This is a genomic window from Albidovulum sp., assembly GCF_008933605.1.
Lineage (GTDB): Bacteria > Pseudomonadota > Alphaproteobacteria > Rhodobacterales > Rhodobacteraceae > Albidovulum.
On sequence record NZ_WBUS01000113.1, the window covers coordinates 1 to 10,302 of the forward strand.

A 10,302-nucleotide genomic window follows, 5' to 3' on the forward strand; every position below is an offset into this window, starting at 1 on the left:
ACGCGGCCACCGCCGCCACCGTCGCCCATGCCAGGGTGGCCGAGGCGGAGGCGAGCCTCGCCGTCGCCCGCCTGCCGGCGCGGCCGCAGGAGATCGCCGCCGCGGAAGCGGCGGTCGCCGGGGCAAAGGCCGCCCGCGCGAAGGCGGAATGGAATCTGGATCAGCGCCGCCTGGCCGCGCCTTCCGCCGGCACGATCGAGGACGTCATCCGCTCGGCAGGCGAACTCGCGGGGCCCTCGGCCCCGGTGCTCTCGCTCCTGCCCGACGGCGCGGTCAAGCTGCGCCTCTATGTCCCCCAGACCAGCGTTGCCGCGGTGACGCAGGGAAGCCGGCTCGCCGTCCGCTGCGACGGTTGTGCCGAAGGATTGAGCGCCATCGTCACCTATGTCTCCGATGCGCCCGAATTCACTCCGCCGGTAATCTACTCGCTGGAGAACCGCCAGAAGCTCGTCTACCTGATCGAGGCCCGGCCCGAGAACGCGCCGGGGCTGAAGCCGGGGCAGATCGTCGATGTCTCGCTGCCGGGTTCCGGCGGATGACGGCGGAGCCCGCCATCGCGGTCCGGGGGCTGGTGAAGAGCTTCCACGGTCGGCGCGCCGTCGATGACGTGTCGCTCACGGTCGCGAAGGGCGAGATCGCCGGATTCCTCGGCCCGAACGGGTCGGGCAAGACGACGACGATCCGCATGATGTGCGGCCTGCTCACCCCCGACGCGGGAGAGGGCCGGGTGCTCGGCCATGACATCCTGACGGAGGGGCGCGCGATCAAGCGCGAGGTCGGCTACATGACCCAGCGCTTTTCCTTCTACGAAGACCTGACGATCGAGGAGAACCTCGCCTTCGTCGCCGGGCTCTATGCGCTCCGCCCGGCCCGGCGCCATGTGGCCGACACGCTCGCCGGCCTCGGGCTCACGTCGCGGCGGCACCAGCTCGCAGGGGCGCTCTCCGGCGGATGGAAGCAGCGGCTCGCGCTTGCCGCGGCGATCATGCACGAGCCGAAGCTCCTGATGCTCGACGAGCCCACGGCGGGGGTGGACCCCAAGGCCCGGCGCGATTTCTGGGACGAGATCCACCGGCTCGCCGCCGGCGGGCTGACGGTGCTCGTCTCCACCCACTACATGGACGAGGCCGAGCGCTGCCACCGGATCAACTACATCTCCTACGGCCGCCTTGTGGCACAGGGCACGGTGGCCGAGGTGGTGCGGAACGCGGGGCTGACGACCTTCGTCCTCGAGGGCGCGGCCACGGCGCGCGCCGCGGCGCTCCTGAAGGGCGCGCCGGGCGTCGAGCAGGTCGCGCCCTTCGGCACCACGCTGCACGTCGTCGGCCGCGATGCCGCCGCCCTGCGGGCCTCGGCCACGAAAGTGGCCGAGGTGACCGGCTGCCGCATGAGGACGACCGACACGAGCCTCGAAGACGTGTTCATCCAGCTCATGGGCAGCGCGGAGGACACGCGGGCATGAACCGGCTCCTGTCCTTCCGACGGCTTGCCGCGATGCTCACCAAGGAGGTGATCCAGATGCGGCGCGACCGCGTCACCTTCGCGATGATGCTCGGCATTCCGCTCCTCCAGCTCGTGCTCTTCGGCTTCGCAATCAACTCCGACCCCAAGGGTCTGCCCGCCGCGCTCGTCGCGCCCACGCAGGACCGCTACACCCGCGCCATCGTCTCGGCGCTGGAACTGACGGGCTATTACCGCTTCACCCATCCCGCGGCCTCGGCGGCCGAGGCCGAGCAGCTCATCACGCGGGGCGACGTCTCCTTCGTCGTCACGGTTCCCTCGGACTTCGGCCGGCGGGTGGAACGCGGCGACCGGCCCGAAATCCTGATCGAGGCGGATGCCACCGATCCCTCCGTCGCCTCCGGCGCCATTTCCACCCTCGGCACGGTGGCGGCCGACGCGCTCCTGCGCGAGCGCGGCACCGAGCCCGAGGCGGCCGCGGCCGCAGCCGCGCAGCTTCAGGTGACGGTCCACAAGCGCTACAATCCCGAGGGTATCACCCAGTACAACATCGTCCCCGGCCTGCTCGGCGTGATCCTCCAGATGACCATGGTGATGATGACCTCGATGGCGCTGACGCGCGAGATCGAGCGGGGCACGATGGAGAACCTCCTCTCGATGCCCGCGACGCCGGTGGAGATCATGCTCGGCAAGGTCCTGCCCTATCTCGGGGTCGGCGCGGTGCAGGTCGTCGTCGTGCTCGTCGCGGCGAAACTCATCTTCGGCGTGCCTTTCGTCGGCGCGCTGCCGCTGCTCCTTGCCGGCGTCTTCGTGTTCGTCGCGGCGCTGGTGATCCTCGGCTACCTCATCTCAACGGCGGCGCGCACCCAGATGCAGGCGATGCAGCTCACCTTCTTCTTCTTCCTTCCCTCGCTCCTGCTTTCCGGCTTCATGTTCCCCTACCGGGGCATGCCCGGCTGGGCGCAGGTCCTGGGCGAGGTCTTCCCCCTGACCCACTTCCTGCGCCTGATCCGCGCGGTCATGCTGAAGGGCGCGGACTACGCCGGCATCGCGCAGCCGATGGCGGCGCTCGTCCTCTTCGTCGTGGCCTTCGCGACGCTTGCGCTCCTGCGCTTCCGCCGCACCCTCGACTGATCCGGCACGCCCCACCTCGATCAGAGACTGCCGCTCACCCCGACCTTGACCTGGCCGGAAACCGTCAGACCCGATTCGGCGGGCGGCGTAGGCGCACCGTCGGCGCCGCAGGAGGCGAGGAACGCGAGAAGCCCGAGGGCCTGGAGCAAACGTGTCATTGGCTCACCGAAACGCCGATGCCGGCAATCGAGGTCGAGATCGATGGCGTCACCCTGACGCCGTCGGGCGTCAGCCGCAAGGCCGCGTGGCCGCGCGGCTGGGAACAGCCCGCGACCAGGAGACAGAGCCCAACGATCGCCGCGACTCTCATCCGAGCCTCTCCCTCCAGCGGGCGATCTGGGCCCGCACCTGCTCTGGCGCCGTGCCGCCGTAACTTTGCCGCGAGCCCACGGAATTCCGTACGCCGAGGACGGAATAGACCTCCTGCGTGATGCCCGCATGCACCGAAGTCATCTCGGGCAGGCTCAGGTCGGGCAGGTCGCAGCCCTTCTTCTCGGCCAGGGCGACGAGGCTGCCGGTGACGTGGTGCGCCTCGCGGAAGGGTAAGCCCAGCGCGCGGACGAGCCAGTCGGCCAGATCGGTCGCGGTGGAGAAGCCCGACGCGGCCGCGCGTTCCAGATTGGTGCGGTTGGCGGTCATGTCGCGCACCATGCCCTCCATCGCGGCCAGTGCCAGCATCAGCGTGTCGGCGGCGTCGAAGACCTGTTCCTTGTCCTCCTGCATGTCCTTGGAATAGGCGAGCGGCAGGCCCTTCATCACCGTGAAGAGCGCGACCGTCGCGCCGAGGATGCGGCCGATCTTGGCGCGGATGAGTTCCGCCGCGTCGGGGTTCTTCTTCTGCGGCATGATCGAGGAGCCGGTCGAGAACCGGTCCGAGAGCGTGACGAAGCGGAACTGGGCCGAGGACCAGATCACCAGCTCCTCGGCGAAGCGGCTGAGGTGGACGGCGCAGATCGCGCTGGCCGAGAGGAATTCCAGCGCGAAGTCTCGGTCGCTGACGGCGTCGAGCGAATTGGCCATCGGCCGGTCGAAGCCGAGCGCCTCCGCCGTCATCTGCCGGTCGATCGGGAAGGAGGTGCCGGCAAGCGCGGCGGCGCCGAGAGGGCATTCGTTCATCCGGGCGCGCGCATCGGCGAACCGGCCGATGTCGCGGCCGAACATCTCGACATAGGCCATCACGTGGTGGCCCCAGGTTACCGGCTGTGCGGTCTGGAGGTGGGTGAAGCCGGGCATCACCCAGTCCGCCCCCGCCTCGGCCTGCGCGATGAGCGCGCGCTGGAGCGCCGTCAGCCCGATGATCGCGGCATCCACCTGGTCGCGGACCCAGAGCCGGAAGTCGGTCGCGACCTGGTCGTTGCGACTGCGCGCGGTATGGAGCCGCCCGGCCGGTTCGCCGATGATCTCCTTCAGCCGCGCCTCGACGTTCATGTGGATGTCCTCGAGCGCAGTCGAGAATTCGAACTTTCCGGCCTCGATCTCTGACAAGACCGTGAGGAGGCCTTCCCGGATCGCCGCCGCATCGCTATCGCTGATGATGCCCGTGGCGGCGAGCATCGCGGCATGGGCATGGGACCCGGCGATGTCCTGGGCATAGAGCCGTCTGTCGAACCCGATCGAGGCGTTGATCGCTTCCATGATCGCGTCCGGCCCGGCGGCGAAGCGCCCACCCCACATCGCGTTCTGGGTTCTGTCGGTCATCGTCGCGCCCCCGGAGGCTTCATGCGTCTGCTTCTCACCGCCGTCCTCTACACGGGCCTCGCGCTCGGTGCAAACGCCGCCACGCCGGGGAAGGCCGAGCTCGAGGCGCTGCGCGAAGGCTCCATGCTGAAGCTCGTCGTTCACGAGGAACCCGTGACCGCGCCTGATACCGCCTTCTACGACGACAGCGGCAACGAACGGAGGCTCTCGGAGTTCAGGGGCAGATATGTGGCGGTCAACTTCTGGGCCACCTGGTGCGCCCCCTGCCGCAAGGAACTGCCTGCCCTCGACGCGCTCAACCGCGAGTTCGGCGGCGAGCGGTTCACCGTGGCCACGATCGCGACCGGCCGCAACACCATCCCCGCGATCATCCGGCTCTTCGACGAGACGGGGGTGGAATCGCTGCCGCTCTATCTCGACAAGGAGCAGGCGCTCGCGCGCGAGATGGGCGTGCTCGGCCTGCCGGTGACGGTCATCCTCGACCCCGAGGGGCGCGAGATCGCGCGGATGACCGGCGATGCGGAGTGGGACGGCGCGAGCGCGCGGGCGATCGTGGCGGCGCTTCTGGCCGCCGACTAGCGGGATTCGGCCGGCGGCACCGGCCCAGGGGGATTTCGGCGCCGACGGGCCTCACGCTCGGGCCAACGCCGCGCAGCGGTCGTGGGCGGGGCAGGTGACGAGGTGATCGTTGACCATGCCGGTGGCCTGCATGAAGGCATAGACGATCGTGGGTCCGGTGAAGCGGAAGCCCTCGGCCCTGAGCTCCCTGGCGATGCGTGCGGAAAGCGGCGTCTCGGCCGGCACCTCGGTCATCGCGCGGAAGCGGTTCTGCAACGGCTTGCCGTCGAGGTGCCGCCAGAGAAAATCATCAAAGCCAATGCGTTCGGATATGGCGAGATAGGCGCGGGCGTTGCCGATCGTCGCCTCGATCTTGGCGCGGGATCGGACGATGCCGGGGTCGGCGACGAGGCGCGCCACCTCCGGTTCGCCCCAGCGGGCGATCACCGCCGGCTCGAAGCCTTCGAAGGCGGCGCGGAAGCTGTCGCGCTTTCTGAGGATCGTGATCCAGGCGAGCCCGGCCTGGAAGCCGTCGAGGATGAGCTTTTCCCACAGCGCGCGGGGGTCGCGTTCGGGCACCCCCCACTCGCTGTCGTGATAGGCGACATAGAGCGGGTCGGTGCCGCACCAGCCACAGCGTTCACCCATCTGCGCCCCTCCCCGGAAATGCCCGCGCCTTGTCGCAAGCGTTTACGACTTCTTATTCCCTTCTGGCCAATCTCGGCGGCGACTGCGAGGAGAAAGGCGATGCGAGACGGAGGAAGGTTCGGGAAGGGCGCGCGCAAACCCGGACAGGACAGCCCCCTGAGCGCGGCGCTCGGCCTGCGCGACCGTGACACCATCGCCATGGTGTCCCGTGCGGTCATGAGGCGCGAGGTCTTCCTGGCCTACCAGCCGATCGTCACCGCCGCCCGCCAGGACCGGGTGGCGTTCCACGAGGGGCTCATCCGTCTTCTCGACGAGTCCGGGCGGATCATCCCGGCGCGCGACTTCATCACCGCGATCGAGACCACGGAGCTTGGCCGCGCGGTGGACTGCCTGTCGCTCGACCTCGGGCTCAAGGCCCTGCGGAGCGATCCCGGCCTGCGGCTCGCCATCAACATGTCGGCCCGCTCCATCGCCTATCCGCGCTGGATGCAGTTCCTCCGCCGCGGCATCAGGGCCGACCCGACTGTCGCCGAGCGGCTGATCCTGGAGATCACCGAAAGCTCTGCCATGGTCATGCCCGATGCGGTCACCGTGTTCATGGCCGATCTTCAAGCAGAAGGCATCTCCTTCGCGCTCGACGACTTCGGGGCGGGTCATACCTCGTTCCGCTACCTGCGCGAGTTCTACTTCGACATCCTGAAGATCGATGGCCAGTTCATTCGCGGCATCGCAACCAGTCCCGACAACCAGTGCCTGACGAGCGCGCTTCTGTCGATCGGCCGGCAGTTCGACATGTTCACGGTCGCCGAATCGGTCGAGAACGCCGCCGACGCGGCCTGGCTGACCGAGGCCGGGATCGACTGCATGCAGGGCTACTACTTCGGCGCTCCGACCGCCACGCCGCCCCGCCAGATGGCACAAGTCCGCATGCAGGCCTGACGGCCGCCGCGGCACCGCCCGCGCCGGCGCCGCCGCCCGGCCGCGGTGCGCCGCTCGCAACCGCGCGATATTCTGTCCATGCCCGCGGTGCGACCACTCACGGGTCCTTGACGCTTCCGCAGCGATGCGCATGCTGCATGGCGGCGCAGGGCCCGGTCCGGGCACCTTGCGCGCGTTCGGTGCGCATCGGCGCGCCCTCAGGAGGACAGCCCATGACCAATGTCGTCATCGTATCGGCCGCCCGCACCGCGGTCGGGAGTTTCAACGGCGCCTTTGCCAACACGCCGGCGCACGAACTGGGCGCGGCAGCGCTGGAGGCAGTGGTCGCCCGCGCGGGCATCGACAAGGCGGAGGTGAGCGAGACGATCCTCGGCCAGGTCCTGACCGCCGGTCAGGGCCAGAACCCGGCCCGCCAGGCGCATATCAATGCCGGACTTCCGCAGGAAAGCGCCGCCTGGTCGATCAACCAGGTCTGCGGCTCGGGCCTCCGGTCCGTCGCCCTCGCCGCCCAGCACATCCAGCTTGGCGATGCCGCGATCGTCTGTGCCGGCGGGCAGGAGAGCATGTCGCTTTCGCCCCACGTCGCGCACCTGCGGGCCGGCCAGAAGATGGGCGACATGAAGTTTATCGACTCGATGATCAAGGACGGTCTGTGGGATGCCTTCAACGGCTACCACATGGGCACGACCGCCGAGAACGTCGCCGAAAGGTGGCAGATCAGCCGCGAGATGCAGGACCAGTTCGCGCTCGCGAGCCAGAATAAGGCCGAGGCGGCGCAGAAGGCCGGAAAGTTCAAGGACGAGATCATCCCCTTCACGGTGAAGACCCGCAAGGGCGACGTGGTGGTGGATGCCGACGAGTACATCCGCCACGGCGCGACGCTCGACAGCATGCAGAAGCTGAGGCCGGCCTTCTCGAAGGAGGGCACGGTGACCGCCGGCAACGCGAGCGGGATCAACGACGGCGCCGCGGCGGTCCTCCTGATGTCCGAGGCCGACGCCGCCAAACGCGGGTTGAAGCCGCTGGCGCGGATCGCCTCCTACGCCACGGCGGGCGTCGACCCGGCGATCATGGGCGTGGGTCCGATCCATGCCAGCCGCAAGGCGCTGGAGAAGGCCGGCTGGAAGGCCGCCGACCTCGACCTGATCGAGGCGAACGAGGCCTTTGCGGCACAGGCCTGCGCGGTGAACAAGGACATGGGCTGGGACACGTCGAAGGTGAACGTGAACGGCGGCGCCATCGCCATCGGCCACCCGATCGGCGCCTCGGGCGCGCGCATCCTCAACACGCTCCTCTTCGAGATGCAGCGGTCGGGCGCGAGGAAGGGCCTCGCCACGCTCTGCATCGGCGGCGGCATGGGCGTTGCCATGTGCCTAGAACGGGCCTGATCCGCGCAATCTTTCTGCGAATGCACAAAACCGGACGCAATAATGTTGCGCCCGGTTTTTCATTTCGATAACAGAATTCCATCGGCATACGAAAGCATACCTGAAGAGGAGAATCATCATGGCACGGGTTGCACTGGTTACCGGCGGATCCCGCGGCATCGGCGCGGCGATCTCCGCCGCGTTGAAGGGTGCCGGATACAAGGTTGCCGCCAACTATGCCGGCAATGACGAGGCCGCGGCGGCCTTCACCAAGGAAACCGGCATCCCGACCTACAAGTGGAACGTGGCCGACTACGCTGCCTCGACGAAAGGCATCGCGCAGGTCGAAGCCGACCTCGGCCCGATCGATGTCGTCGTCGCCAACGCCGGCATCACCCGTGACGCGCCGTTCCACAAGATGAGTCCGGAGCAATGGCAGCAGGTCATCGACACCAACCTGACCGGCGTCTTCAACACGGTGCACCCGGTGTGGCCCGGCATGCGCGAGCGCAAGTTCGGCCGCGTCATCGTGATTTCGTCGGTGAACGGCCAGAAGGGCCAGTTCGCACAGGTGAACTACGCTGCCACCAAGGCCGGCGACATCGGCATCGTGCGCAGCCTCGCACAGGAAGGGGCCCGTGCCGGGATCACTGCCAACGCCGTCTGCCCCGGCTATATCGCCACCGAGATGGTGATGGCCGTGCCCGAGAAGGTGCGCGAATCGATCATTGCGCAGATCCCGACTGGCCGGTTGGGCGAACCGGAAGAAATCGCACGCTGCGTGGTCTTCCTCGCCGCCGATGATGCGCAGTTCATCAACGGCTCGACCATCTCGGCGAACGGCGCGCAGTTCTTCGGCTGACCCGGGCGGGTCATCCACGGAGGGGCCGGTCGCAGGACCGGCCCTTTTCCGTTCGGCCGTCCGGCGCGGTCTTGACGCGGCGACCGAAATGTCGGCGTGTCGCGGCCGGAACAGGGGGCGCTAGTGGAACGCAGTACGACCGGCACCGAACGAATTCCTGCCACGACGGCACAGCCGGGCCTGGCCGGTGGCGGACGATGAACCGCGCGCGCGCCACGGGCGTGGGCTTCACCGCCGTCCTGATGTGGGCGCTGCTGGCGCTCTTGACGGTGCGGACGGCGCCGGTGCCGCCCTTGCAGCTCAATGCCATCTGCTTCGCGGTGGGCGGCCTCGTCGGGCTCGTCTGGACGCTGGCGACGGGCGGGCTCGGCCAGCTTCGCGCCGTGTCGTGGAAGGTCTACGCCTTCGGTACGGCGGGGCTCTTCGGCTATCACCTCTTCTACTTCTCGGCGCTGCGCCTTGCCCCTGCGGCCGAAGCGAGCCTCATCGCCTATCTCTGGCCGCTGCTCATCGTGCTCCTCTCGGGCTTGCTGCCGGGCGAACGGCTCGGGGCGGGACACGTGGCCGGGGCGGTGATCGCCTTTGCCGGGGCCGGCCTGCTTGTTGCCGACGGGATCGGCGGGCCGCAAAGGGAGGCGCTGCCGGGCTACGGGCTGGCCGTTCTCTGTGCGCTGACGTGGTCGGGCTACTCGATCCTGTCGCGGCGCATGGGCACCGTGCCGACGGCTGCCGTCACGGTCTTTTGCCTCATGACGGCCGTCCTTTCCGTGCCGGCGCATTTCGCCCTTGAAGCGACGGCCTGGCCCGCCGGCGCGGGGGGGTGGCTGGCGACGCTCGGGCTAGGGCTTGGCCCGGTCGGCCTCGCCTTCTTCACCTGGGATGTCGGGGTAAAGCGCGGCGATATCCAGCTGCTCGGCACGGCCTCCTATGCCGCGCCGCTTCTTTCCACGCTGGCGCTGGTCATCGCAGGCTCGGCAACGGCGAGCCTGAAGCTCGCCCTCGCCGCGGTTCTCACCACCGCGGGCGCAGCGCTGGCCGCCTATGCAGGTCGCCGGACCGCCCGCCCGGATGGAAAGGTCACGCCTGGCTGAGGCGCGCGATCTCTTCCTTGATGCGGAGTTTCTGTTTCTTCATGTCGGCGATGGCCAGATCGTCGTAGCCGGGATGGCGCTGCGCCTCTTCCACGGCTTCCGAAAGGACCTGGTGCTTCTTGCGAAGTTCCTGCAGGTGCGAACCCAGCGACATCGTCGTCTCCTCTCCTGTGAAACCTGTCACAATCCCACCACATTCGATGAGTCGTGTCACGCGGAAGAATGTCACACCGCGTGGGGCCAGGATGCCGCGCGACTCCTTGCCGGATCGTTAAGCGGCAAGGCCCGCCATGGCGCCGCAATGGCGCAGGACCGCGCGGGCGGCCGGGCTGTAGTCGTCGCCGTCGCGCAGATGCGCGACGCCCTCGTGAAGCACGAAGGGTGACAGCAGCCGGAACGCCCCGCGCCCGCCCTTGAGTGCGGTCAGGATGACCCGGCCGGCCGGCCGGCCCGTGCGGGGGGCGACCGGCAGGACGGTCACGCTGCCGGCGCGCGGGGCGAGCGCCACGAGCATCTCCGGCAGGCGTTCGGCCGACTGGATCAG

The 10,302-nt window shown here is 68.8% G+C and carries 13 protein-coding genes and 1 pseudogene; 8 read left to right on the plus strand and 6 right to left on the minus strand.

Annotated elements, in window-relative coordinates; translation table 11 throughout:
* The 3 genes from F9K34_RS13705 to F9K34_RS13715 all read left to right on the plus strand — a co-directional run.
* Nucleotides 1-539 (plus strand): HlyD family efflux transporter periplasmic adaptor subunit (locus F9K34_RS13705; protein WP_291337534.1); only part of this gene is annotated, 539 nt, incomplete at its 5' end.
* The gene (locus F9K34_RS13710) at nucleotides 536-1,462 is read left to right on the plus strand and encodes an ABC transporter ATP-binding protein (RefSeq protein ID WP_291337535.1); all 927 of its coding nucleotides are present in this window, start codon (nucleotides 536-538) and stop codon (nucleotides 1,460-1,462) included. The genes F9K34_RS13705 and F9K34_RS13710, both read left to right, overlap by 4 nt.
* Nucleotides 1,459-2,595, plus strand: a complete 1,137-nt coding sequence (locus tag F9K34_RS13715; protein WP_291337536.1) for an ABC transporter permease — start codon at nucleotides 1,459-1,461, stop codon at nucleotides 2,593-2,595. The genes F9K34_RS13710 and F9K34_RS13715 overlap by 4 nt, the downstream gene beginning before the upstream one ends.
* 20 nt (nucleotides 2,596-2,615) lie before the next feature.
* Here F9K34_RS13715 and F9K34_RS13720 read toward each other — a convergent pair whose 3' ends face one another.
* From F9K34_RS13720 to argH, 3 genes are read right to left on the minus strand one after another with little or no spacing between them, the layout of a single operon-like run.
* A complete protein-coding gene (locus tag F9K34_RS13720) occupies nucleotides 2,616-2,753 on the minus strand; it encodes an argininosuccinate lyase (RefSeq protein ID WP_291337537.1) in 138 nt (45 codons plus the stop codon).
* Nucleotides 2,750-2,905, minus strand: a complete 156-nt coding sequence (locus F9K34_RS13725; RefSeq protein WP_291337538.1) for a hypothetical protein — start codon at nucleotides 2,903-2,905, stop codon at nucleotides 2,750-2,752. The genes F9K34_RS13720 and F9K34_RS13725 overlap by 4 nt, the downstream gene beginning before the upstream one ends.
* On the minus strand, nucleotides 2,902-4,293 hold the full coding sequence (gene argH, locus F9K34_RS13730) for an argininosuccinate lyase (protein ID WP_291337539.1): 1,392 nt from the start codon (nucleotides 4,291-4,293) through the stop codon (nucleotides 2,902-2,904). The genes F9K34_RS13725 and argH overlap by 4 nt, the downstream gene beginning before the upstream one ends.
* Before the next feature lie 21 nt (nucleotides 4,294-4,314).
* Here argH and F9K34_RS13735 point away from each other — a divergent pair, with 21 nt between their 5' ends.
* Nucleotides 4,315-4,872 (plus strand): TlpA family protein disulfide reductase, encoded by a 558-nt coding sequence (locus F9K34_RS13735; protein ID WP_291337540.1) that lies wholly within the window; start codon nucleotides 4,315-4,317, stop codon nucleotides 4,870-4,872.
* A gap of 51 nt (nucleotides 4,873-4,923) precedes the next feature.
* Here F9K34_RS13735 and F9K34_RS13740 read toward each other — a convergent pair whose 3' ends face one another.
* Nucleotides 4,924-5,499 carry a DNA-3-methyladenine glycosylase I gene (locus tag F9K34_RS13740; RefSeq protein WP_291337541.1) on the minus strand — a complete coding sequence of 192 codons (576 nt, stop codon included), beginning with the start codon at nucleotides 5,497-5,499 and terminating at the stop codon, nucleotides 4,924-4,926.
* Nucleotides 5,500-5,598: 99 nt separating this feature from the next.
* Between F9K34_RS13740 and F9K34_RS13745 the strand changes: the two genes are divergently transcribed.
* From F9K34_RS13745 to yddG, 4 genes are all read left to right on the plus strand, one after another.
* The gene (locus tag F9K34_RS13745; protein WP_291337542.1) at nucleotides 5,599-6,438 is read left to right on the plus strand and encodes an EAL domain-containing protein; all 840 of its coding nucleotides are present in this window, start codon (nucleotides 5,599-5,601) and stop codon (nucleotides 6,436-6,438) included.
* 212 nt (nucleotides 6,439-6,650) lie between these two features.
* A complete protein-coding gene (locus F9K34_RS13750; RefSeq protein WP_291337543.1) occupies nucleotides 6,651-7,826 on the plus strand; it encodes an acetyl-CoA C-acetyltransferase in 1,176 nt (391 codons plus the stop codon).
* 118 nt (nucleotides 7,827-7,944) lie between these two features.
* Complete coding sequence (gene phbB / locus F9K34_RS13755) at nucleotides 7,945-8,667, plus strand: acetoacetyl-CoA reductase (RefSeq protein ID WP_291337544.1); 723 nt, start codon at nucleotides 7,945-7,947, stop codon at nucleotides 8,665-8,667.
* A gap of 197 nt (nucleotides 8,668-8,864) precedes the next feature.
* Nucleotides 8,865-9,758, plus strand: coding sequence for an aromatic amino acid exporter YddG (yddG, locus tag F9K34_RS13760; RefSeq protein ID WP_291337545.1), 894 nt, complete (start codon nucleotides 8,865-8,867; stop codon nucleotides 9,756-9,758).
* Here yddG and F9K34_RS13765 read toward each other — a convergent pair.
* Nucleotides 9,745-9,912 (minus strand): YdcH family protein, encoded by a 168-nt coding sequence (locus tag F9K34_RS13765; protein ID WP_291337546.1) that lies wholly within the window; start codon nucleotides 9,910-9,912, stop codon nucleotides 9,745-9,747. The genes yddG and F9K34_RS13765 overlap by 14 nt on opposite strands.
* Before the next feature lie 117 nt (nucleotides 9,913-10,029).
* Nucleotides 10,030-10,302: pseudogene (locus F9K34_RS13770) on the minus strand (methyltransferase); the annotation flags it as partial.